21 protein-coding genes and 1 riboswitch are annotated in these 23,777 nt (G+C 60.5%); of the genes, 14 read left to right on the top strand and 7 right to left on the bottom strand.

The window, feature by feature from the left end; translation table 11 throughout:
• Window positions 1–99 precede the first annotated feature (99 nt).
• Together ACYVGC_RS06150 and ACYVGC_RS06145 are read right to left on the bottom strand one after the other, a co-directional pair.
• A complete protein-coding gene (locus ACYVGC_RS06150) occupies window positions 100–2,550 on the bottom strand; it encodes a TonB-dependent receptor (protein WP_460582912.1) in 2,451 nt (816 codons plus the stop codon).
• Between the two features lie 223 nt (window positions 2,551–2,773).
• Window positions 2,774–4,153: an Nramp family divalent metal transporter gene (locus ACYVGC_RS06145; protein ID WP_460582993.1), complete on the bottom strand. Its 1,380-nt coding sequence runs from the start codon at window positions 4,151–4,153 to the stop codon at window positions 2,774–2,776.
• Between the two features lie 210 nt (window positions 4,154–4,363).
• Between ACYVGC_RS06145 and ACYVGC_RS06140 the strand changes: the two genes are divergently transcribed.
• Window positions 4,364–5,359, top strand: a complete 996-nt coding sequence (locus ACYVGC_RS06140; protein WP_460582911.1) for a cation diffusion facilitator family transporter — start codon at window positions 4,364–4,366, stop codon at window positions 5,357–5,359.
• 90 nt (window positions 5,360–5,449) lie between these two features.
• On the opposite strand, the gene ACYVGC_RS06135 is transcribed toward ACYVGC_RS06140, so the two are convergent.
• Window positions 5,450–6,073: a DNA-3-methyladenine glycosylase gene (locus ACYVGC_RS06135; protein ID WP_460582910.1), complete on the bottom strand. Its 624-nt coding sequence runs from the start codon at window positions 6,071–6,073 to the stop codon at window positions 5,450–5,452.
• Window positions 6,074–6,228: 155 nt separating this feature from the next.
• Window positions 6,229–6,450: riboswitch (cobalamin riboswitch) on the top strand.
• A gap of 165 nt (window positions 6,451–6,615) precedes the next feature.
• Between ACYVGC_RS06135 and ACYVGC_RS06130 the strand changes: the two genes are divergently transcribed.
• On the top strand, window positions 6,616–8,631 hold the full coding sequence (locus ACYVGC_RS06130) for a TonB-dependent receptor (protein ID WP_460582909.1): 2,016 nt from the start codon (window positions 6,616–6,618) through the stop codon (window positions 8,629–8,631).
• A 130-nt stretch (window positions 8,632–8,761) separates the two neighbouring features.
• Window positions 8,762–9,814, top strand: coding sequence for a YncE family protein (locus ACYVGC_RS06125; protein WP_460582908.1), 1,053 nt, complete (start codon window positions 8,762–8,764; stop codon window positions 9,812–9,814).
• 206 nt (window positions 9,815–10,020) lie between these two features.
• Here the strand turns inward: ACYVGC_RS06125 and ACYVGC_RS06120 are convergent, their stop codons facing one another.
• Entirely contained in the window at window positions 10,021–10,293 is a 273-nt protein-coding gene (locus tag ACYVGC_RS06120) for a hypothetical protein (protein WP_460582907.1), read from the bottom strand.
• A gap of 161 nt (window positions 10,294–10,454) precedes the next feature.
• Between ACYVGC_RS06120 and ACYVGC_RS06115 the strand changes: the two genes are divergently transcribed.
• From ACYVGC_RS06115 to ACYVGC_RS06090, 6 genes are all read left to right on the top strand, one after another.
• The gene (locus tag ACYVGC_RS06115) at window positions 10,455–10,808 is read left to right on the top strand and encodes a hypothetical protein (RefSeq protein WP_460582906.1); all 354 of its coding nucleotides are present in this window, start codon (window positions 10,455–10,457) and stop codon (window positions 10,806–10,808) included.
• A gap of 8 nt (window positions 10,809–10,816) precedes the next feature.
• Entirely contained in the window at window positions 10,817–11,389 is a 573-nt protein-coding gene (locus ACYVGC_RS06110; protein WP_460582905.1) for a helix-turn-helix domain-containing protein, read from the top strand.
• 142 nt (window positions 11,390–11,531) lie between these two features.
• The gene (locus ACYVGC_RS06105) at window positions 11,532–11,951 is read left to right on the top strand and encodes a hypothetical protein (RefSeq protein ID WP_460582903.1); all 420 of its coding nucleotides are present in this window, start codon (window positions 11,532–11,534) and stop codon (window positions 11,949–11,951) included.
• Window positions 11,952–11,978: 27 nt separating this feature from the next.
• Window positions 11,979–12,470 (top strand): hypothetical protein, encoded by a 492-nt coding sequence (locus tag ACYVGC_RS06100; RefSeq protein ID WP_460582902.1) that lies wholly within the window; start codon window positions 11,979–11,981, stop codon window positions 12,468–12,470.
• 455 nt (window positions 12,471–12,925) lie between these two features.
• The gene (locus ACYVGC_RS06095) at window positions 12,926–13,231 is read left to right on the top strand and encodes a hypothetical protein (RefSeq protein ID WP_460582901.1); all 306 of its coding nucleotides are present in this window, start codon (window positions 12,926–12,928) and stop codon (window positions 13,229–13,231) included.
• Window positions 13,232–13,261: 30 nt separating this feature from the next.
• Entirely contained in the window at window positions 13,262–13,753 is a 492-nt protein-coding gene (locus ACYVGC_RS06090) for a hypothetical protein (RefSeq protein WP_460582900.1), read from the top strand.
• Window positions 13,754–13,921: 168 nt separating this feature from the next.
• On the opposite strand, the gene ACYVGC_RS06085 is transcribed toward ACYVGC_RS06090, so the two are convergent.
• Entirely contained in the window at window positions 13,922–14,257 is a 336-nt protein-coding gene (locus ACYVGC_RS06085) for a four-helix bundle copper-binding protein (RefSeq protein ID WP_460582899.1), read from the bottom strand.
• A 223-nt stretch (window positions 14,258–14,480) separates the two neighbouring features.
• Here ACYVGC_RS06085 and ACYVGC_RS06080 point away from each other — a divergent pair, with 223 nt between their 5' ends.
• On the top strand, window positions 14,481–15,920 hold the full coding sequence (locus ACYVGC_RS06080; RefSeq protein WP_460582898.1) for a hypothetical protein: 1,440 nt from the start codon (window positions 14,481–14,483) through the stop codon (window positions 15,918–15,920).
• Between the two features lie 189 nt (window positions 15,921–16,109).
• On the opposite strand, the gene ACYVGC_RS06075 is transcribed toward ACYVGC_RS06080, so the two are convergent.
• Window positions 16,110–17,423 carry a cryptochrome/deoxyribodipyrimidine photo-lyase family protein gene (locus tag ACYVGC_RS06075; RefSeq protein ID WP_460582897.1) on the bottom strand — a complete coding sequence of 438 codons (1,314 nt, stop codon included), beginning with the start codon at window positions 17,421–17,423 and terminating at the stop codon, window positions 16,110–16,112.
• 224 nt (window positions 17,424–17,647) lie between these two features.
• On the opposite strand from ACYVGC_RS06075, the gene ACYVGC_RS06070 reads away from it, so the two are divergent.
• Both ACYVGC_RS06070 and ACYVGC_RS06065 read left to right on the top strand, forming a co-directional pair.
• The gene (locus ACYVGC_RS06070; RefSeq protein WP_460582992.1) at window positions 17,648–18,232 is read left to right on the top strand and encodes a DUF6932 family protein; all 585 of its coding nucleotides are present in this window, start codon (window positions 17,648–17,650) and stop codon (window positions 18,230–18,232) included.
• Between the two features lie 2 nt (window positions 18,233–18,234).
• On the top strand, window positions 18,235–19,209 hold the full coding sequence (locus tag ACYVGC_RS06065; protein WP_460582896.1) for a hypothetical protein: 975 nt from the start codon (window positions 18,235–18,237) through the stop codon (window positions 19,207–19,209).
• Window positions 19,210–19,411: 202 nt separating this feature from the next.
• Here ACYVGC_RS06065 and ACYVGC_RS06060 read toward each other — a convergent pair whose 3' ends face one another.
• A complete protein-coding gene (locus tag ACYVGC_RS06060) occupies window positions 19,412–20,404 on the bottom strand; it encodes an aspartate-semialdehyde dehydrogenase (RefSeq protein WP_460582895.1) in 993 nt (330 codons plus the stop codon).
• Window positions 20,405–20,697: 293 nt separating this feature from the next.
• Here ACYVGC_RS06060 and ACYVGC_RS06055 point away from each other — a divergent pair, with 293 nt between their 5' ends.
• On the top strand, window positions 20,698–21,090 hold the full coding sequence (locus ACYVGC_RS06055) for a VOC family protein (protein WP_460582894.1): 393 nt from the start codon (window positions 20,698–20,700) through the stop codon (window positions 21,088–21,090).
• 76 nt (window positions 21,091–21,166) lie between these two features.
• Complete coding sequence (locus ACYVGC_RS06050) at window positions 21,167–23,773, top strand: lamin tail domain-containing protein (RefSeq protein ID WP_460582893.1); 2,607 nt, start codon at window positions 21,167–21,169, stop codon at window positions 23,771–23,773.
• Window positions 23,774–23,777 lie beyond the last annotated feature (4 nt).

Below are 23,777 nucleotides of genomic sequence, written 5' to 3'. Positions count from 1 at the left end.
CCGGCCGACCGGTTGACGAGTGCGCCGCCTGGCCAGTGGGCCGGCATCGTTCACGCGACAACCGGTCGGTCGGCTTCGCCGTCGGACCGGTGCACGTCCTTAAAACGGCACTACCACCTTCACGCTCAGGTTGCGGCCGGGGCTGTAGATACCCAGCCGGCCGCTGGGCGAGGCGGCGTAATACTCAAAGTACTTGAGGCGGTTGAGGTGCGACTGGTAGGCCACGTTGAACAGGTTGTCGGCTTGCAGCACGAGCTGCACGGCCTCACGGCCGGCGCGGGTGCGCAGCGTGGTGCCGGCCCCGGCACCGCACAGCACGTAGCCGGGCGTGGCGGTTTCGGCCCCGTCCACGGCGTAGAAGCGGCTTTGGCGGGTGGTGCCATCGAGGGTGAAGCGGACGTAGCTGCTGGTGAGGTGGTTAGCGGCCCGCTCGGGCACGGTGAGGCGCAGCTCGGTACGGGCCTGCGGGGCCGGGATGAGCGGCAGGTAGCGGCCGGCCGCGCCCACCCGCTCGCGCAGGGCGGCGTTGTCGTTGAGGCCGATGACCAAGGCCGCGCCGGTGCGCCAGCTTAGCCAGGGCAGGGCGGCGGGGTGCAGGTTGAGGGCCAGCTCGCCACCGTAGAGCCGGGCAGCAGCCTGCTGAAACTGGTAGGTGGCGTTGCCGGGCACTAGTTCGAGCGGCTGGCCCTGGGCATCAAACTGCTTGGCTTGGTAAATAAAGTTATCGACGTGGTTGTGAAACACTTCCGCACTTCCCTCCCAATCGGCTGATTTCCAGAGCACGCCCAGGTCTTCTTGCAGCGAAAACTCGGGCTCGAAGCTGCGGTTGCCCAAGTACACGATGTGCGCGCCGGGGTCGAGGCCGTTGGAGCCGATTTCGGGAATATTAGGGGCGCGGTAGCCGCGCGAGATATTGGCTCGCAGCACCAGGTGCTCGCCCACGGCGTAGCTGCCGCCCAGGCTGGCCGACACGCCCCGGTAGCTTTTGGCAAAGGCCGTAAACTGCTGCGCCGCGCCCGGCGTGCCGGCTCCGGCCGCCCCATCGAAACCGGTGGCGGGGTTGGGGGCCACGTAAAAATCAGCCCAATCCACTTGGCGGGTATCGTAGCGCAGGCCGCCGGTGAGCTCCAGCGCACCCAGCGTTTTCTTGAGCAGCCCAAAGCCGCCGAGGTCGAACAGCGTGTAGCTTGGAATGGGAAAGTCGGTGGCGTTCAAGTGGTTGTTCACCTGGCTCATGCCGTTGGCCCCCACCGTCAGCTCGTAGCCGCGCCAGGTGGGCAGCAGGTAGCGCGCTTGGTAGTTGGCGGTGGTGAGGCGCAGGTCGAGGCCCGGCTGGGCGGGCGCGGTGGGGTGGTTGAACTCCTGGCGGTGGTTTTGCTGCACGCCCAGCAGCAGGCGCAGCTCGCCGGGACCCAGCTTGACTTCGCCGGTGCCAAAGGCCCGGTAGTGCCGGATGTGCTGGCGCAAGTCGCTTATCTGATAACTACTTAACTCCTTGTCACTTACTAAAGGCCGGTTGCGAATATCGTCGCGGTTGCCCTCGAATACCTGGCGCGTAAAGGCGCGGCTCAGCGAGTCGCGGCTGCCGTCGGGAATTTCCTGGTGGTCGTCGAATGCGGTGAGCCAGAGGTGGGCGCCGCCCCAGCTTTTTTGTACGCCCACCATGCCGGTGAGGTTCAGCTCGCGGAAGCCCGTGTTGTACACCAGCCCATCCACGGGGTTGCGGTAGTCGCGGGCCAGCCGGTGGCTAACCCGGAAGCTAGTTTGAAAGCCGTTCTGCTGGTAGTTTAAGCCCAATGAATTACCAATCAACCCGTTGATAGACTGATACTCGCTTAGCACTTCGCCGTGCAACTCGCCGGCGGGGCCGCTGGGCAGGGCGGGAATGAGGTTGACCACGCCAGCTACGGCGTCGGAGCCGTAGAGCAGGCTGGCGGGGCCCTTCACCACCTCCACCCTATCCACGCCGTAGCCATCGACCTCGATGCCGTGCTCGTCGCCCCACTGCTGCCCTTCCTGGCGCAGGCCGTTGAACATGGTGAGCACCCGGTTGTAGCCCAGCCCCCGAATAAACGGCTTGCTGATATTAGGCCCCGTGGTAACTACACTCAGGCCCGGAATGCCCCGCACTGCCGCATCAATGGCATTCGAGTTGGCATTGAGGCGGATTTCGCGGCCCGTCATGGCCGCAATGGGCACCGGCGAGCGGCGGATTTCGGTGGCCCGGCCCACACCCGTTACCACTACTTCGGCCAGGGCCTTGCCTTCTGCTAACAATTTAATGGTCAGTAGTTTACTGACTGGAAGCATAACAGGCTGGCTAGCTGTGGCGTAGCCCACGGCGCTGATTTGCAGCCGCTGGCCCCCCGCCGGCAGGCCAGCCAGTACGAAGTGGCCGCTTTCGTCGGCGGTAGTGCCCTGGGTGAGGGCCGGCACCGCCACGCTGGCAAACGGCACCGGGCGGCCGGCCTGGTCCTGCACCTGGCCGCGCAGGCTTTGGGCACGGGCCAGCATTGGGAGGAGGAGCAGGCAGAGGAGAAAGTGCTTCATACGAACTTAGGGGAATGAGCACTTTACCCAAGGGCAAAGCGCGGCCAATAGCCAGCTTTTCAGCTGCTTGAAAAAAGTTGAAACCGCCTTGTAAAACACCAGCTATCAGCCAGTTATGCTTAACGAAATTTTTGGGCCGCTTGTGTGTAGCGTGGACTCTGCGAGTCCGCGCGTGGCACGATGGGCGAACGACCCACGCGCGGACTCACAGAGTCCACGCTACCTATTCGTTCCCGACCACCGTTTGCCAGAGCAGGAACACGTTGAGCGCCATTATCAACCCGGCCACGGCCCAGGTGAGGATGCGCAGCCAGGGCTTGTTGACAAACACGCCCATCTTCACCTTATCACCCGTGAAAAGCACCAGCGGCACCACCGCAAATGAAAGCTGGAGCGACAGGATAACCTGACTGAGCACCAGCAGCTGGCCGGTACCTTTTTCGCCGTAGATGATGGCCACCACCAGCGCCGGCACCACGGCCACCAGCCGCGTAATGAGCCGCCGCACCCAGGGCTTAAGACGCAGATTCAGAAAGCCTTCCATCACAATCTGGCCGGCCAGGGTGCCGGTAAGCGTGGAGCTTTGGCCCGAGGCCAGCAGGGCAATGGCAAACACTACGCTGGCCGCCCCCGCGCCCAGCACGGGCGTGAGCAGCTTGTGGGCGTCGGCGATGTCGGCCACGTTGTCGTGGCCCTTGCCGTGGAAGGCGGCGGCGGCCGTGACCAGGATGGCCGCGTTCACGAAAAACGCCAGAAACAGCGCCACCGTGGAGTCGATGGTGGCAAACTTGATGGCCGAGCGCTTGCCGGCCTCCGTGGGCTCAATCTGCCGCACCTGCACAATGGCCGAGTGCAGGTAGAGGTTGTGGGGCATCACGGTGGCCCCCAGAATGCCGATGGCCACGTAGAGCATGGCCGGGTTGGTGACCACTTGCAGCTGCGGCACCAGGCCCTTGGCCAAGCCTAGCCAATCGGGGTTGGAGGCGACTATCTCATAGGCGAAGCAAATGAAAATCAGGAAGATGAGGCCCGCCACCAGGCTTTCGATAACCCGAAAGCCCTTGTTTTGGAGCAGCAGCACCAGCAGCACATCGAGCGTAGTAAAGGCCACGCCCCAGGCCAGCGGCAGGCCAAAGAGCAGGTTGAGGGCAATGGCCGAGCCAATGACCTCGGCCAAGTCGCAGGCGGCAATCGCGATTTCGCAGAGCACCCAGAGGCTGATGGCCACGGGCTTGGAATAGTGGTCGCGGCAGGCCTGGGCCAGGTCGCGGCCCGTGACAATGCCCAGCTTGGCCGCCAGGTGCTGCAAGAGCATGGCAAACAAGTTGGAAATCAGCACCACGCTCAGCAGCGTGTAGCCGAAGCGCGCGCCGCCGGCCAGGTCGGTGGCCCAGTTGCCGGGGTCCATGTAGCCCACGGCCACCAGCAAGCCGGGCCCCCAATAAGCCCGAAACTTGCGCCAGAACGACGCGCCTTCGGCCGGCACCGCAATACTGGCGTGTACTTCGCTGAGGGAAGTGCCCCGGCGGGCGTGGCGCCAGCCCGGCTCGGGTGCGGTAGCTGTGTCAGGGGGGATAACAGTTGGTAGCAAAGCGTAGGTAATCAAGAACTAAAACAAAGATAGTCGCTATTTTTAGGCTAACCTAAAAATATTTTTAAGCCAGCCTAAATACTGGTTTTGGGGCGAGAAAGTTTCGGGGGTGTGCGGTAAGCTTTAGCTTGCCGGGTGTGGTTACGGCAAGCTAAAGCTTGCCGCACACCCCCGAAACTCCGCGCAGCCGTGCCGACCTTTGTGGGCCCTATCTGCCTTTCTATGTCTGCTTCGCCTGGCCTCAAGCGCCGCCTGGGCCTGCTCTCGCTTGCGGTGAGCATCGTCTTGGTACTCACCAAGTTCTACGCCTACCGCCTTACCCACTCGCAGGTGGTGCTTACGGATGCGCTGGAGAGCATTATCAACGTGTTTACCAGCGGCTTTGCGCTGTATAGCCTCTACCTGGCCGACTTGCCCAAGGACGAAAACCACCCCTACGGCCACGGCAAGGTCGAATATTTGAGCATCGGCTTCGAGGGCGCGCTCATCTTTATTGCGGGCGTTTTCATCCTTTACAGCGCCACGCTGGGCTTTCTGCACCCGCACCCGGTGGCGCAGCCCGACTGGGGCGTGGCGCTGCTGGCCAGCACAGCAGTGGTCAATTTTGGCCTGGGCATGTGGCTGATTCGCGCCGGGCGGCGGGTGCAGTCGGTGGCGCTGGTGGGCGATGGGCAGCACCTCTACATCGACGCGCTCACGAGCATTGTGTCGTCGGCGGCGCTGGTGCTGGTGCACTTCACGGGCATTATTCAGTTTGATGCGGGCGCGGCGCTGGCGCTGGGCGGCTTCATCCTCTACAACGGCTACAAGATGCTGCGCAGCGCCGTGGGCGGCCTCATGGACGAGAGCGACATCAGTACCGTGGCCGAAGTCATTGCCGAGCTACAGCGCCTGCGCCGCCCCGCCTGGATTGACGTGCACAACCTGCGCGTGCAGCGCTACGGCGCCAACCTGCACATCGACTGCCACATGCAGATGCCCTATTATTTCTCGCTGGAGAAGGTGCACACCGAGCTGCACGAGATTGAGGAGCTGATTCGGGCCCGCTTCGCCGCCGTCGAAATCGAGATGTTTGTGCACGCCGACCCCTGCTCGTTTGCCGCCTGCTCGCTGTGCCACATGCCCGAGTGCCCCGTGCGCCGCCACCCCTTCGAGCAGGAAATCGTGTGGGATATCCACAACGCCGTGAAGGACGAGCGCCACCACCTTGTCATTTAACAGTTATCAATTAACATTTAACAGCTTTTCCACTCGCCTAGTGTGTTAAGAAGCACTATTAAATGTTAATTGATAACTATTAAATGAAAGTCACTTGGCTGGACTCGTCCACTTGCTGTCTTTCACCCGAAAGCGCCAGGGCAGGGCCACGGCTTCATCGCCAGCGTACTCCAGCCCTACGCGCGAGCTGGCGATAACCTGCTCATCAGCAAGTACTTCGCCGGCATCTTCTATCCAGATGCGGGGGCCGCTGAGCAACTCGCCGTTGAGGGCCGGCGTGAGGCCTAGCGCCTGGCTGAGCACGCCGGGGCCGGCGGTGAGGTTGCGGGCCAGCTTGGGCAGGCCGCGGCGGCGCAGCATAATCTCTTGTCCCTCAAGTGGTTCTATGGCCCGAATAAGCACCGCATCGGGGTGCGCCGCATCATTCGCAGTGAGGTTGAATAGGGTGTGCACCCGGTACACGGTGTAGAGGTAGGCGTGGCCGCCGGGCTGGTACAGGGCCTGCGCCTGCCGGGCCTTGCGCTGCAAATGCAGCGTAATGCTGGGGTCGCCCTCGTGCCGGTAGGCCTCCGTTTCGACGATGCGGCCGGTGGTCAGCTCGCCATCGATTTCGGTACATACCACCTTACCCAGCAGTTCGCGGGCAATGGTGAGTACATCGGAGCGCTGGAAGAAGGCCAGGGGGAGCACGTTTTTGTCTGAAATAACTGTCATGGCGAGCGTAACGAAGTGGAGCGCGGCAATCGCACCTGAACGACTTAGGTGTACTTCGTTCTGGGGCGATTGCCGCGCTCCACTTCGTTACGCTCGCCATGGCAGACGGTTTTGATGCGTCTGGCAGGGGCCACACGCGTGCCCGCAAAGTATTGTACCTTTGCCCTTGCCACGGTGACCAGACTCCTACCCACGGAGCGAGGTTGAAAAGGGAATCCGGTTCAAGGCCGGAGCTGTCCCCGCAACTGTACGCGCTACATCGGGGTGGGCACCCCAAGCCACTGCCGGCCTTGGTTATCAGCTGATAATCAGGCTAGTGGGAAGGCCGCCCACCCGGCAGCGCAAGCCAGGAGACCTGCCAGGGCATTACCAGGTTCAGCGCTCGCGGAGGACGAGCGGAGAATGAGAGCACCCGCCCCACCCGGTTCACCCGAACCGCTACCCGGCAGCTGCTTTCAGCCTCAGCCCCAGCGTGTTTTCTGGCTTCGGCCGGTAAGCTTCGTGAAGGTTTTGAGCTGAATTTTCGCTTGAAAATTTAGTTCGTGTTGATTTCGCTCCTTTCCAACGCTCCTTTTCCCAGCCCCCGCGGCTGGCGGCTACCCAGCGCCCTCTTGGCGGCGCTGCTGGCCGCCGGCCCCACCGCGCACGCCCAAACCACCCCGGCCCCGCGCCCCGACACGCTGCTGAGCACCCGCCGCCACCGGCTGGCCGAGGTGCGGGTGCAGGCCGTGCGGCCCAGTCGCTTTGCCGTGGGCAGCCGGCAGGTGGTGCTCGATTCGCTGGCCCTGGCGCAATACCGGGGCGGCACCCTGGTGGAGCTGCTGGAGGAGCGCACACCGCTGTATTTCAAGAACTACGGGCCGGGGCAGCTGGCTTCCATTGCGCTGCGAGGCACGGCTTCGCGCCACACGGCAGTGCTGTGGCAGGGGTTTAATATCAATATTCCATCGCTGGGCGAGGCCGATTTTGCCATTTTGCCGGTGGGCGCGGCTACTAGCATTGCGGTGCAGCCGGGGCCGGCGGCGGCGCTCTACGGCAGCGGGGCCATTGGCGGGGTGGTGCTGCTCGATACCGAAACCGACTGGCAGCCCGGCCTGCGCGGCAGCCTGCAAGCTGATGCGGGCAGCTTTGGCCTGCGCGGCGGCAGCCTGGCGGTGCGCGGGGCTACGGCCCGCGTGGCGGCCCGCACCACCGCCAGCTGGCGCACCGCCCAAAACGACTACCCCTACACCCTGCAAGAGGCGCGGGGAACGGCGCGCTACCGCCTCACCAACGCGGTGCTGCACCACCAGTGGAGCCTGAGCCAGGACGTGGCCCTGCGCCTGGGCGCGGCCGGCGAGCTCACGGCTACCGCCTGGCTCACCGACACCGACCGCGACATCATGCCCAGCGTGTACGCCGCGCCCACCCAAACCCGGGAGTTTGACCAGAGCCGCCGCCTGCTGCTGGGCTACCGGCACCTGGCTTCGGCCCGGCGGCAGTGGTCGGTGCGCGGGGCGTGGTTTGAGGACGTGCTCGACTACCAGGATGGCGGCGCCATCAGCCGCTCGCGCATGCGCACCACCCAGGTCCAGGCCGAGCACACCGCCGCGCTGGGTGAGCGCGGCAGCCTGCGCGTGGGCGCTGAGGCCCAGCATTTTGCCGCGGCCATCGATGGCTACGGCCCCACCGCCGTATCTGAAAACCGGGCCGCCGCCTTTGCCCTCCTGCGCTACGACCCGCGCCCCGGCCTGCGGCTGTCGGGCAACCTGCGCCAGGCGCTTTTGCCCGGCGGGGCGACCCCACTCACGCCCACCGTGGGCGTGGAGTGGGACTGGCTAGGCCGCCAAACCGCCCTCACTGACTCAACCCACTCGGTGCTCACGCTCAAGGCCAGCGCCTCGCGCAGCTACCGCGCGCCCACGCTTAATGAGCGCTACTGGCGGCCCGGCGGCAACCCCGACCTGCGCCCCGAAACCGGCTGGGGCTATGAGGCGGGCGCGCAGCTGCGCTACCCCCTCGGCTCGCGGGCCAGCCTGCTGTTCGAAGCCACCGCCTTCCACCAGCTCGTGGACGACTGGGTGCAGTGGATACCTAATAATCAGGGTATCTGGAGCCCCAACAACCTGCGCCAGGTGCGCAGCCAGGGCCTCGAAACCAGCGCCGCCTACCGCCTGCGCTACCTGCGCTACCGCCTGCACGCCCGCGCCGCTTACAGCCTCACGCACACCACCAAGGTGCTGGGCGCGGCCGCCGACTACGACCCCGTGGGCGTGCAGCTCATGTTTGTGCCCCGCCACCAGGCCACCGTAGTGGCCGACCAGCAGTGGGGCGGCTGGCTGCTGAGTACCCAGGCCAGCGCCACCGGCCGGCGCTACACCGATGCCGCCGCCTCGGCATTTTTGCCGGCCTACGCGGTGGCGGGGGCCACGCTGGGCTACACTTGGCACCTGGCGGGCTGCGACTTAACCTCCTCACTCCGACTCACTAACCTGCTCAACCAAGATTACGCGGGCTACCCCGGCCGGCCGGCTCCGCCGCGGGCGTGGCAGGCCAGCCTGCGGCTCGACTGGCGCTGATTGTTTGGCTGCTGGCTTTAACGCTAGTTGGCGACTTAGAGCTAATTTATTTTCAATCAATTACTTATCTGGTTTTTACCACTCTCTTTATTTTCACTTGGCGCTGCAAAAGCGTCGGCTTTTTATGAACATGAAAAAACTTTTTCGCCCCCTACTACTAAGTATGGCGCTCACTGGCTTCCTGGCCAGCTGCTCCGATAACAATGACCAGCCCACGCCCACCGGCGGCTCGGGGCAGTATGCGTTCGTGGTAAACGAGGGCAACTTCACCAGCGGCACCGGGTCGGTGAGCCGGTTTGATAAGAACACCAAGGCGCTGATTCCCGACATCTTTGCCAGCGCCAACAACGGCGCGGTGCTGGGCAGCGTGGCCCAGAGCATGACCGTGGTGGGCACCACCGGCTACGTGGTGGTCAACAATAGCAACAAGGTAGAAATCGTGTCGCTGCCCGAGTTCAAGTCGACGGCCACCATCAACGGGCTCAACCAGCCGCGCTACCTCACCCAGTCGGCCTCCAACCCGCGCAAGGCCTACGTGACCGAGTGGCTCGGCGGGCCGTACCCCGCGCCGTACACGCCGGGCCGCGTGAGCGTTATCGACCTCAACACCAATAAGGTAACGGGTACCATTGCCGTGGGCATCAACCCCGGCAAGGGCACCCTCGTCAACGGCAACCTGTACGTACCCAACAGCGGCTCTTCGTTCCTGACCGTTATCAACGACGCATCGGGTACCACGAGCACCATTGCCCTGCCCTCGCCCGCCAGCGAAGTAGTGGCCGACAAAAACGGCGCGCTCTGGATACTCTGCTCCACGGACTACGTTAGCAAGACCGCTACGCTCGAAAAATTCATTCCGGCTACCAGCACGCAACAAGTGTTCTCCCTGCCCGCCGTGGGCTCGGGCAGTGGCCTGCGCATCAGCCCCGATGGCCAGCAGCTCTACTACAGCTACAAGGCCGCCGAGTACCGCATGAACATCACCGATACCGCGCTGCCCGCCACGCCGCTCATCAAGCGCGATTTCTATGGCTTTGATATTGACCCCGTTACGGGCCAGCTCTACGGCACCGATGCCCTCAACTACAGCACGCCCGGCCTACTAGTACGCTACCAGCCCAACGGCACGCTCATCGACGAAACCCCGGTGCAGGTGAGCCCCAACAGCGTGGTATTCTACTAAATCGCAGATTTAGACAGATTGTGCTGATTTCGCTGATTCAGACGATAACAAAGCTCAACCTTATAATCTACTGGTTTACACTGCTCTGAAAACAAACCCTGGCTAGCCAAAAGGCCTCCCTTTCAAAGTGAAAGGGAGGCCTTTTTAGTGGCTAAAAACAGGCAGCACCAGCGCCGTTCGAATCCGCGAAATCCGCTCAATCTGCGCTAATCTGCGATTCCATCGTGGTTGCGGTCGGCGGCGCGGTCGGTAGCGTTGAAGATTTGCTTGCCGGTGGGGCGGTGGGCAGTGTCGCGCGGAATGCCAGCGGCCAGTGAGTCGCCGTTGGCATTGCCATTGGAGGCCTCCTGATTGGACGTCATTTTCTTGGTTGAGCCGAGCTCCACGTTGGTGTCGCCGGCTTTGTTGCCGGAGTTGCAGGCGGCCAGGGGCAGCGCCAGGGTAGCAAGCAGCCCCAGCAGGCGGTAGGTACGGGTCATGGGTGGTGGGTTGGGAGCCGCCGGGGCGGCCAGTGAGGGATGGCGGGCAAGGTAGTTCGCAATGGCGAACTCAGGTAGCTAGTACCGCAAAAACCCGGCGCGGGTTGCTGTGCCGGGCGGGGCATTGAGCTTTGCGGCGGCGGCGGTAAATTTGTGGCCTCATGGCTCGTTCTGCTCCCGCTTCTGTTTCTCAGCGCCTGCGCGCCCGCCTGGCCACCTACCGCTGGCGGCGGGTAGGCACGCTGGCGGCCGTCAGTTTCGTGCTGAGCCTGAGCCTGATACTGTACCTGTTTGGGATAGGCGACCGGTTTCTGGGCCGGTTCAGTGCAGCTTTTTTCGTGGGATTTTGCCTGCTAACTGTTACTTTTCAGGTGGTAATTCCGTTTATTGGGTGGGCAACCGCCCATTGGTTCGGCAAAAGCTGGTCGGGCGGTGCCACGCCGGCCCCGGCGCGGCGCGCTGCCCCGCCGGCCAGCCGCCCGCCCGCCGCCCGTCGTTCGTCCACTTTAACTTAATTCTATCCGTGAAAACCAATCTCTTGCACATCAAAAACATGGTTTGCCCACGTTGCGTCGAGGCGGTTCAGAACTTGCTGGTGAAGGCCGGCTACGAGCCCACCAACGTCACGCTCGGCCGCGCTCAGCTCGCCGCCAGCACGCCCGTTGACCCCCGCGTGGTGGCCCCGCTGCTGCGCGAAGCCGGCTTCGACGTGCTGCTCGACCGCGCCGAGCAGCTGACCGAGCAAATCAAGGCGGTGCTGCAAGATTATTTGGAGCACCTGCGCACCGCGCAGGCGCCACTCACTACGTCGGCGTTTCTGGCCGACCGCTTTGCCACTACCTACTCGCACCTGAGCAAGGTGTTTTCGCGCACCGCCAACCTTACCATTGAGAAGTACCTCATTCGCATGAAGATAGAGCAGGTGAAGGAGCTGCTCAGCTACGGCGAAATGACGCTGGTGCAGATTGCCGACCAGCTGCGCTACAGCTCGGGGCAGCACCTGAGCAACCAGTTTCGGCAGGTGACGGGCCGCTCGGTAAGCGAGTTTCGCCGCCTGCTCCACCCCGACCGCCTCTCGCTCGACGCATTAGGCTAGGGACAGTAAATGGGTGGAAGGCCCCGCGACTATTCTAAGTCGCGGGGCTTTTTGCGTTAATACTATTGCGAAATTTTTCTTGCCCTTCAACAATATTTATAAACTAGCGTATACAACTTCATAAATTCGCTTGCTATTTTTTATGCTAAACGACCGAAACCTCAAACGACTGTTAGTGCCGGTGGTATTCACTAGCCTCTGGTTAGTGGGCTGTACGCAGCCGGAGTCAACTCCAACTCAGAAATCACCAATTGCTGAGCAGCCCAGCCCGGAGGTAAGCTTGCTCTACTATGATATTGACCAGGCTCAAGATATCGAAAAGAATGTCTTGGGTGCCCCAAAACCTAATGAAACTATTTCTTATGTATTTGGGACCGATGCAGCCCACAAATCCCACCACTTCGCCAATCTTCGGGCCCTTCGGCTTGATATCAAGCGCCGTATTGATTCCTTTCGAGTAGCTGGGGTAAAGATTTCTTATGATACCATACCAGGGACTGTTACGCATGGCAAATTGAGAGAGTATCCCATTGAGGATACCAGCCACCTGCATACCAACTAAACCGCTAGCAATAAAAGATTAACCTTTATGAGCATTTACAACACGTTCACCATTAACAAGCCTCGTCGGCCTTCGCAACCCGGGCACAAGGTTCAGCATAAAGCCCACGGTTCAACACCATCGGTAGGCCCCGGGTACCCCGACCTTTATTTGGAAATATTTTTTAAATCCGACTCCATAACTAAACTAATAAACCCAGCCAACGTCTGGCACGGCGATGTCATTATACTAGCCGCTCCCTTCGGTACCGGCTTGAGCGAAGCATTTCACGCACCTACCATCAGCTTGCATAAAGCAGTAGAGGGTCCTCTACTTAAGTTTGATTTTAGGTATTCCGTTAGCTTAGTGGGAACAACTAAAATTCATGTGGGCATCGGGGATTATTTTAGTCTTGATAAAGACGTTGCTCCGGTTAGGAGCTTTGTAAAGGTATGGGGCTGGATAAATACGGTAACGGGTGAAGGTGATTTTAATAGCAAAAAAGAAGGCTCATTTATACGACTAGGCGTATATTATTAGAACCAAATTGATACAAATTTCTTTCGCTCGGGCCAACACCTGAGCAACCAGTTTCGGCAGGTAACCGGCCGCTCGGTAAGCGAGTTTCGCCGCCTGTTCCACCCCGACCGCCTCTCGCTCGACGCGCTGGGCTAAGGGCATGTACTTACAGAAAATCACGAAAGCCCTGCTGCCTGATTGGTAGCAGGGCTTTTGCTCTATAGGTATTTAATGGGACGGTCACGTATGAACTGGCACAGATAGCATAGTAGGTAGTGGGAAAAAAAGTAAATATCTATCTTATATTAGTATTGTCTATTCGTATTTCTTTCATTTTTCTCATGACTATCAGCAAGAAGACATGGCTGCCAGCGCGCTATCTATTTGTCGGGTGTTTGGTACTGAGCGGGTGCTCCCATTCAGACTCGCCACCATCTCAGACCCACCCTAGCAGCATTACTGACCAGTCTAACCCAATGAGGGACTTGCTCTATGGTGATATTTTTAGTGCTCAGCAAATCGAACAAAAAAAGCCGGGCGCAAGACGTTCCGACGAACCAATTGATTACGAATTCAGCAATGACTCTTTGCATAGGGCTTACCACTTCGCTAACCTGCGCGCATTACGAATAAGCATCAAGCATCGTGTAGATTCATTAAGGGCAGCAGGCGTAAAAATTTCTTCCCACGATACTATTCGGACAATGACTGCCACTCATGGCGTGATGGTAATAGAAGCTGACAATACGCCACTGGCAAAACATATGCTCAATTTTCGCTAATATATTTTCTCTCCTTTTTCCACAAGGTATATGTACAATAAAATGACCGTTGGGCTACCTCCTAGACCTAAACAGAATGAGCAAAAAGTACAACACTACGCTCACGGCACAACGCAGCCAGCTGCATTGGGTTATCCTAACTTATATGATATGTATAAATATTTTTTTAAATATGACTCAAAAACCAAGTTAATAAACCCAGCCAACGTCTGGCATGGCGATGTTGTCCTTCTAGTGGCTCCGTTCGGTACAGGCCTAAGTGAGTCATTTCACGCTCCAACTATTAGTGTACGTAAAGAAGTAATTGGTCCACGTCTTGAGTTTAATTTTAAGTATTCTGTGAGCTTAGTAGATTCTACTAAAATACATTTGGGTATTGATAAGTACTTTAGCATTGATAAAGACGTCGCTCCAATCACAGGTATAGTTGAGGTATGGGGCTGGGTAAATACTGTAACGGGCGAGGGCGATGTTGATAACAAGAAGGCGACTGGCTTCGAGCGAATGGGGGTAGACCATTAAGTAACCGGTCGCTCAGTGAGCGAGTTTCGCCGCCTGCTTCACCCCGACCGCCTCTCGCTTGATGCGCTGGGCTAAGCGGTAAAATGGTAGTCGAGTAAATGAGTAAGGGGTAGCTGACACCGGATTAAACGACCGTGTCAGCTACCCCTTACTCATTTACTCGACTACTCACTTACCATACGCCTTGCAGGCGACCAGGCACTCCTGGCAGGCTTGGGCGCACTGCTGGCAATGGGCGTGCTGGTGCTTGGCGCATTCGTCGTGGCACTTCTGGCACAGCTCGATGCACTCTTTCATAATGTGCGGGGCGTGGGGCGAATTGCGGGCGATGAAGGCGGCCGTAACCCGGCAGATGTCGGCGCAATCGCGGTCGAGCCGGATGCAGGGCACCATCATCTGGATGTCGTCTTCACTCAGGCAGGCGTCAGCGCAGTAGTCGCAGGCGGCCACGCAGCGCGCTAGGGCATCGAGCAGGGAACGGTAGTCGGCGGGGGCGTTTTTCATGTGAGGTTGGCGGGGGAAAAGGAATCGGCAGGCCACGGTGGCGGGCTGCTTACTTGTACGCGTTAACCCACTGGGCCGGCGGTATAAAGTGCGGGCGGCCAGCGTATAAAATCAGGGCTGGTGCCCGTATTATGCACGTTACCAGGGCCAACCTTGTGGTTCCCGCGGGCCACTCTCGGGGTGCATTTTCCGTTTAATAACCAGCTACCTACCTGCTGCGCTTATGAAAACGACTACCTCTCTGTGGCTGCTGGCCACCGCCCTGGCTACCACCCCGGCCCTGGCCCAGCACGCGATGCCCGGCATGACCATGCCCGCCGACACCACCCACCAGCACCCGGCCGAAACGCCAATGGCCGGCATGAGTGGCATGGCCGGTATGGATATGGGCGGGGCCCCCATGAGCCACGCTTACTCGCGCAACTTGCCCATGAGCCGCAACGGCTCGGGCACCGCCTGGCAGCCTGACCAAACGGCCATGTACATGTGGATGCAGCACAAAGGCCCCTGGATGCTGATGTACCACGGGGCCGCCTTCGGGCGCTACACGAGCCAGAATTTCAACCACAGCGGCGGGCGCGGCCACGCCAACCGCGTAGACGGCCCCAACTGGTTTATGACCATGGCCCAGCGCCCGTTGGGCGAGCGTGGCCTGCTGAACCTGAGCCTGATGCTGAGCCTCGATGCGCTGACCGAAACGCGCGGCGGCTACCCACTACTGTTTCAGACCGGCGAAAGCTACCGGGGCCAGCCGCTCATCGACAAGCAGCACCCGCACGACTTGTTTTCGGGGCTGAGCGTAGGCTACACCTACGCTTTTTCGAAGGATGTGGACCTGACGGCCTACCTGGGCTACCCCGGCGAGCCGGCAGTGGGGCCCACCGCGTTTATGCACCGCCTCTCGGCCATGCCCAACCCCGACGCGCCCCTCTCGCACCACTGGACCGATGCCACGCACATCACCTATGGCGTGGCCACGCTGGGGCTGCGCTACAAACAGTTTAAGCTGGAAGGCAGCAACTTCACGGGCCGCGAGCCCGACCAGTACCGTTTCGATTTCGACAAGCCACGGGCCGACTCGTGGGCCGCGCGCCTCAATTGGAACCCCACCTCGGCGCTGGCCATGCAAGTCAGCCGAGCCTCCATCAAGAGCCCCGAGGACCTGCACCCCGACGAAAACGTGACGCGCACCACGGCCTCGGTGCTGCACAGCCGCAGCTGGGGCGAGCGACATTACCTGGCCTCGTCGCTGGTGTGGGGCCTCAACCAGCGGGCGGGCAGTACCGGTGAGCACGCGGTGCTGGCCGAAACCAACCTCACGCTGGGCCGCCCCACGTTTTACGGCCGCTACGAGTTTGTGCAGAAGGACAGCGAGGAGCTGGATTTTTACCCCTCTTTTCCCGCCTCGGAGCCCATGCGGAGCCAAGTGTTTAATATTCACACGCTTACGCTGGGCAGCAGCTACCGCCTCACCACGCTGGGCGGCCCGCGCGGCCCCGAGCTGAGCGTGGGCGGCCAGCTCACGGGGTATTTCTTGCCCCAAAACCTGCAAGCCGACCGGTTTTACGGCGTGGTGGGTTACGTGGGGCCGGGCTACGGCAAGCTGCCGCTATCGGCCTCGGTATACGTGCGCCTGACTGCGCCCTGGATGCGGGCCATGTAGGGGCCGCCCTACTCGCAGCCAAGCACCGGGGCCAGCGGCCGGCAATGGGCCGCGGCGATAACGCCGCTGGCGTTTGGGCAATAGAAGGGGTAGCGAGTGCGAACGGCCGTGGCCACGGGTTGGGGCGTAGCCGCCACGGCAAGTATAGCGCAGCAGTGGGCAGCAGAGCCTGAGCGCGGCCGGGCGGGCCTACTGCCAGGTGCGCACGTACTTGCCCTGGGGGTCGTAGCGCTTGGCTTGCTGCGCCACGTCGAAGGCGGTGTCGCGCACGTCGGTGCCGGTGCCGGCAATGTATTTCCAGTTGCCCCAGTTCACAGCCGGGTCATGGTCAAGTAGCTGATGCTCAAACCAGGCCGCGCCCCAGCGCCAGTCCTGGTGCAGGTCGTGGATGAGGTAGCTGGCCACGTTTTGGCGGCCCCGGTTGCTCATGAAACCGGTGGCGGCCAGCTCGCGCATGTTGGCATCCACGAAGGCGTTGCCGGTGCGGCCGGCGGCCCACGTGTCGAACACGGCCCGGTCGCGGGTCACCGCCTTGGGCACCTGCCCGCGCAGGCCGGCCCAGCCAAACAGCGCCCGCCCCGCCCGCTGCGCCAGCAGCAGAAAGTAGTCGCGCCACAGCAGCTCCAGCCGCAGCTGCATGGCGCCCTTGCTGCGCGCGCCGTGGGCTTGGTCGTGGGCATCAATGGCCGCCCACACCTGCCGGGCCGAGAGGCTACCGTTGGCCAGCCACGCCGAAAACTTGGTGCTAAAGGCCTCGCCCAGCAGCTGATTGCGCGTGTCGTCGTAGCGGCCAATGAGGTGGCGCACCACAGCGTAGTCGTGCAGGCGGGCCAGGGCCGCCGTTTCGCCGCCGCCCTGGGTGGGCAGGGCCGTGCGGGGGTCGGGCACGGGCACCGCCAGGGCCGGCTGGTGCAGAGCCGCCGCCAGCTGTGCCGGGCTGGGCAAGGCGGCCGGCACCAGGCCGGCGGGCAACGGCGGCAGCGTGCGCGGCACTGGCAGCGGCGGCCGCACCTTCATCTTATCAGCCACCGAAAAACGGAACTTGCTGAATGAGAAAGGGATATCGCGCACGGCAATGGGCAGGTCGGCGGGGTCGAGCAGCGTGCGGGTTTCGAATAGCCGCAGCGGCACGGCCGGGCCCAGCGCCGCCGCCAGGGCAGTTTCGGCGGCTTCTTCCTCGGTGGTGTGCTCGGCGCTGGCCCACACGGCGCGGGCACCCAGCTGCCGTGCCAGGGCCGGCAGCACCTCGGCGGGCCGGCCCACCACAAAGTGCACGCCCGAGCCCAGCGTCGCGTAGCTAGCTTGTAAATCGGCCAGCGAGGCCAGCAAAAAAGGCAGGCGGTGCGGACCTATTTTGGGCAGGCCCAGGTAGGCATCGGGCCCGTGCGCGTCGGGGTCGAAGCAGTACACGGGCAACAGGGTATCGGTAGCGGGCGGCAGCGCGGCCAGCACGGCGTTGTCGTGCAGGCGCAGGTCGTTGCGCAGCCAGTAAATAATGGACATGAGGCGAGATGTATCGGTAGCAGTAGCAATAGGCTAACACGCAGCCCCGGCAACCTTCCCGGCCGGGCGGCGGCTTTCTTCCTCGTTACTACGGCCGTCCCGCGCCGCCGGGCACGTCGGCCCATAGCAGCAGGGCTTCGGCATCTACTATAAATCTTACCTTGATAATAATATGAAAGTTATTCACCAAGTTGCGTTATCAAGCAAGTAATTATCAACATTTCATGATACCAGACTGGACTCTTCAAGGAATAGTACCGCCTTTTATAGGGGGAGATCCTACAATCCCTACAAATATGTCTCCTTACCGCACTACTATGAAATCATTTGCTCAGCGGTTTGGGGATTCACCAGAAAGACAAGCCATTATCAGTGGATTGCTCGATTATCGTGCTGCATTGCTAGCGGCAGGCCTGACAGGTTTTCAATGGCTAAGCGGCAGCTTTGTGGAAAAAGTCGAATCTATCCGTGGGCGTCCGCCTGGGGACGTAGATGTAGTAACACTGGTAAACAGGCCTACTGAGTTTATCACAGATGATAAATGGACAGAATTCCTTGATGGTGAATATGGTAGCTTGCTTCTTGACTCAGAAGGCATGAAAGCAACTTATCACTGTGACGCTTACACTATCGACCTGAACGAGCCAGGAATTGACATTGTTAATATAACACGCTACTGGTTTGGTCTTTTCTCACATCAGCGGATAACATCCGTCTGGAAAGGGATGGTAGTCGTAGAGTTAGATTTGCAGCAGGACGAAGAAGCTAGAAATATTTTGACCCCAGCGGCTAACCTAGCAACTATGTGATTATGTTCACCAATGATAATCTTCCGCTTTTGGCTGCCGAACTAGCTGAGGTTGACCAAATGATAGGGCAACTTAGCCCAGGAGCTATTACGTCTAAACGGACACTACAGAACCGGAAAAACGTACTTCAAAATAAGCTCAAGACTCTGAGCGAGCAGCCCGACACTGCTGCCTTTATAGAGCTACTATTCAGCGGTGGTCCAGTGCTTGATTCACGCGCTATTGATGCTTCATTCGCAGCCGATGCTTTATACGATTACCAAGATATTATCAAAAAAGCAACTGCTGTTAAGAATGGTGGATTAGGAAGCCGAGGGGTAGTAGCTGGAACTGCTACTGAAAACTCCCGCCTCTTCCTAACAGGAGTAGCGAGGGGCTCCTTTGGTTTCAGGTTAGAGGAAAATATTGATAGGACAGCTTCAATCTTTGATTCTAATTTGAAGGAAATCGTAACTGACGTTTCAGTTAAAATGGATGCTTTTTGCAGTGATACTGATAAGGAATACGACACTTTTATTCAAGACGTAGACTCAAGACTATTTTCTTCTTTTAAAAAGTTTTTTAAACTACTATATGAATCAAAGGCCCAAATGAAGATTATAAATCGTCAGGAAGGGAGAATCTTTGATACAGATAGTATTAGCAAGGCTTTTATTAGAACTGAAGCAACTCAAGTCAATGACGAGGAACGACGAGTCACGGGTACGCTGACTGGCTTAGCTGATGGCATGTTCAATTTCGTCACAGACAACCAGTCTCCAATATCCGGCAGACTTGCCCCCACTTTTGGCATAGAATATAAGAATCAGGTTGAGAGTTCTGAATTTCCATACCAACTTGGCATAAAGTATAGTGCACAAGTAGTCAAACGTATTACTAAAAGAGGAGCAGCAGCAGAGCACACAGCCTTCTTCTTAGTTGGATTATTGGAATCAGGTAATCCTGATAATCCTGACACGCTTTGGCGCAAAATGTAGATATCAAAGTTTCTCACCTGCTGTAGCTTTACTTTCAATTAAAATCCAAAAGCTCTTTCGGTCTCACGGCTGAAAGAGCTTTTGGATTTTGGGTAATTACCTATTACTATGTATTCTCTTGAGCGACGTTAAACAGCTAAATAATCTGGTGAGGACGAAGAATTTTTAAAACCTAAAGGATTTTACTTTTCTTCATCAGGTTCTACACCAGCCCCTGCGCCACCAGGTACTCGGCAATCTGCACGGCATTGGTCGCCGCGCCCTTCCGCAGGTTGTCGGCTACTATCCACATATTGAGGGTGTTGGGCTGAGTGTCGTCGCGGCGCAGGCGGCCCACCAGCACGGCGTCGCGGCCGTGGCTGTCTTTGGGCATGGGGTAGCGGTTGGTGGCGGGGTCGTCGACCAGCTCCACGCCATCCGTATTCCGGAGAATTTCGCGCACTTCTTCGAGATCAAAATCGTGGGCAAACTCGATGTTTACCGACTCGGAGTGGCCGCCCATCACGGGCACGCGCACGCAGGTGGCGGTGACGCGGATGCCATCGTCGCCCATGATTTTCTTGGTCTCGTTCACCATTTTCAGCTCCTCCTTGGTGTAGCCGTTGGGCTGAAACACGTCGATGTGGGGCAACACGTTGAGGTCGATGGGGTACGGGTAGGCGGGGTTGCTGGCCGGGTGGCCGGCGCGCTCCTCCAGGAGCTGGTCCACGGCCTTTTTGCCGGTGCCGGTTACGCTTTGGTAGGTGCTGATAACGAGGCGCCGGGCGTGGTATTTCTTGTGCAAGTCGTTGAGGGCCACCACCAGCTGAATGGTCGAGCAGTTGGGGTTGGCGATGATTTTATCGGCCTTGGTCAGCTCCTGGGCGTTCACCTCAGGCACGATGAGCTTCTTGGTGGCATCCATGCGCCAGGCCGACGAGTTATCGACCACCGTGGTGCCCACTTCGGCAAACTGGGGCGCAAACTCGAGCGACACGCCGCCGCCGGCCGAGAAAATGGCGATGGCCGGGCGCGCCGCAATGGCGTCGGCCATGCTCACCACCGGGTAGTCTTTGCCCTGAAAATGAACCAGCTGGCCCACCGATTTAGCCGAGGCCACAGGCAATAATTCAGTCACCGGAAACTGGCGCTCGGCCAGCACTTTCAGCATTTCGGTGCCCACCAGGCCGGTGGCACCCACAACCGCAATTTTCATGAAGATAACAGTTAATCAGCACGTTAGGCAGTCAGCTTTCGCGCCGGCCGCTCGTGGCAAATGTCGGGATAAATTTGGTTAGCCGGCGCGGGGTGACTGGTGCCAGCCCCGACAACGAGGCTGGCCCGGCCCAACTAGGGTAAATAGTTGCCGGGTCAGCCAGCCAAAGCTACCGATTACCCGTTGAGGTTGGAAGGCCGTTGCGCAAAGCGCAGCCTTCGTGGCCAACCGGCCAGCCAGCAGCACCTTTCGCGTCGGCCTAATCTTTTTATCTTTCAAAAACCCAGTCATTTATGCCCATTAACCCCAAAACCAAGGGCCTGGCCCACGTAGCCCTGCGCACCACCGACTTTGCTCGTGCCAAGGCCTTTTATCACGACTTGCTGGGCTTGCCCATCGCGCTGGAAACCCCCGAAATACTAGGGTTTTTGGTGGGGTCCACGTTCATCGGCTTCAAGCAGGCGGCCCCCACCCACCCCGGCGGCGGCACCTTCACGCCCTTTAATGTGGGCCTCGACCACATTGCCATTGCCTGCGAAGACGAGGCCGAGCTGCACCGCGTGGCCGAGGCCCTGCAAGCTGCTGGAGTAGAAAACACGGGTATCAAAACCGATACCGTGCAGCCCAAGCAGTACGTGGCCTTTAAGGACCCCGACCGCATTTCGTGGGAGTTTTACATGGTCTAGAATAGCGCACAGCGCTATACTTCAGCGTCTGGAAGCTTACTTAGGGGCGGCTACATCCGGTAGCCGCCCCTATTTGATGCGCCTGCTCCTGCTGCTTTTTCTTTTTCCGCTGGTGGCCGCCGCCCAGCTGGCTGACACGTTTGCCGACGGCGATTTCACCAAAAACCCCGCCTGGACCGGCGACGCCGGCAGCTTTGTGGTGGCCGGCCAGGTGCTGCAAAGCAACGGCCCGGCCACTACGGGCACGCAGCTACAGCTAGTTACGCCCTGCCAGGCCAGCACCGGCACTAGTTGGGAGTTTTGGGCCAACCTCAAGCTAGCCACCTCCTCGGCCAACCTGGCCGACGTGTGGCTGCTGGCCTCGCAGCCCGACCTGCGCAGCCCCGCCACCGCCGGCTACTTCGTGCGCCTGGGCGGCACCGACGATGAGGTGAGCCTTTTCCGCAAAGACTCGGCCCGCAGCCCCGTGCTGGTGATTGATGGCCTCAACGGCACCCTCGCTTCTACTACCAACAACGTGGTGCGGGTGCGGGTAACCCGCTCATTACAAGGCCAGTGGACGCTGGCGCGCGACCTTGCCGGCGGCCGCAACTTCGTGGCCGAAGCCAGCCAACCTATTGACAATCAGCAGCAGCGCAGCGCCGCAGTGGGCGTGTCGCTGTTGTACTCGTCGGCTAATAGCAAGAGCTTTTTCTTCGACGATTTTAGCGTGACCGACGCCACGCCCCCGCTCCTCAGCCGCGCCGTGGCCCTGGATGCGCGCACCGTGGACGTGGTTTTCAACGAGGCCGTGGACCCGGCCACGGCCGCTCAGCCCGGCCATTACCGGCTGGCCACGGGCGGGGGGCCGGTGTCGGCAATACCATCGGCGCTGAACCCGGCCGTGGTGAGGCTCACGTTTGGCAGCGACTTGGCGGCTAGCAGCACCTTGGAAGCCCGGCAGATAGCCGACCTCTACGGCAACGTGTCGGCCGGGCCGCTCACGGCCACTTTCGGCGGCACGCCGGTAACGCCCAGAGTGGGCGAGCTGCTCATCACCGAAATCATGGCCGATGAAACGCCGGTGGTGGGTTTGCCGGCCTCCGAGTTTGTCGAGATTTTCAACAACACGACCACCAAAACACTGAGCCTGCGCGGCATACGCCTGCTGAAACCCGGCAGCAGCACCGCCGCCGTGCTACCCGACACGGCCCGCCTACTGCCCGGTCAGTACGCCGTGGTGTGCGGCAGCACGCGGGCTGCGCAGTTTGCCGCGTATGGTAAAGTGTACGGAGTCAGTAACTTCCCTTCGCTCACCAACGCCGGCGACCAGCTGGTGCTGCGCGGCCGCGACGGCACCACGCTGTTTGAAGTGGCTTACGCTGATGCCTGGTACCGCGACCAGCGCAAGAAGGAAGGCGGCTGGACCCTCGAAATGCTAGACCCCGCCAACTACTGCGGCGGCGCGCCCAACTGGCAGGCCAGCCAAGATGCCAGCGGCGGCACCCCCGCCCGCCGCAACAGCGTAGCCGCCCTCAACCCCGACCGCACGCCGCCCGCATTGCTGCGCGCCATTGCACTCACGCCCAGCGCTATCCGGCTGTATTTTGGCGAGAAGCTAGATAGCCTGGCGGCCGTCAGCCCGGCACTCTACACCCTGCAAAGCAGTACCGGCACGGCTCCAACCGTGAGCCGCGCCACCCCCGTGGGTCCCGATTTTCGGGCCGTGGACCTGAGCCTGAGCGTAGCGCTGCTGCCCAGCCGGCCCCTCACGGTAGCTGTGGCCCGCGCCACCGATTGCGTAGGCAACGCCAGCGGCGCGCTCAGCACGGCCGGCGTGGCGCTGCCCGAAGCGGCGCTACCGGGTGATGTGGTTATCAACGAGTTATTGTTTAACCATGCGCCGGGCGGCGTGTACTTCGTGGAGCTGCTCAACCGCTCGCTGCGCTACGTGAACTTGCAGGGGTATCAGCTTACCAATCAGAAGGCTAGCGGCACGGGCACGGCGATTATCAGCCCCGGCGCGCCCTACGTACTGGCCCCCGGCCAGCTGGTGGCGCTGACGTCGGATACGGATATTTTACAGGCGCAGTACCCCACCAGCAGCGACCCGGCCGCGCTGCTGGCCGTGGCTGGCTTTCCGGCCCTGGATAATAGCGCGGGCAGCGTATTTATCTACGACGCAACCAGCAAAGAGCTAGACCATTACGACTACGATAAAAGCCAGCAGCTGAGTTTATTGAGCACCCAGGCGGGGGTGTCGCTGGAGCGCATTCGGGCCAGCGGGCCGAGTTTGGCCAGCAACTTCCACTCGGCGGCGGGCGCGGTGGGCTACGCCACGCCCGGCCGCCCCAACTCGCAGGCCCAGGACGCCGTGGGCAACGGCCAGGAGCTGAGCATGGTACCCGAGTTGTTCACGCCCGATGAGGATGGCCAGCAGGACTTTACCACCCTCAACTACCAGCTCGACCAGCCCGGCTACGTGGGCTCCGTAACGGTGTACGACGCGCTGGGCCAGCTCACGCGCCACCTGCTGCGCAACGAAAGCCTGCCCACCACCGGCTTCGTGCAGTGGGACGGCCTCGACGAGCGCGGCCGCAAGGCGGCCGTGGGCTACTACCTGGTGCACATCGAGCTGTTTCGGCCCAGCAGCGGCGAACGGCGCGAATACAAAAAAACGGTAGTAGTCGGGGCCCGGCTTTAGGCGA

This window comes from Hymenobacter arcticus (assembly GCF_054779975.1).
This window is presented reverse-complemented; position numbering and strand designations above follow the sequence as displayed.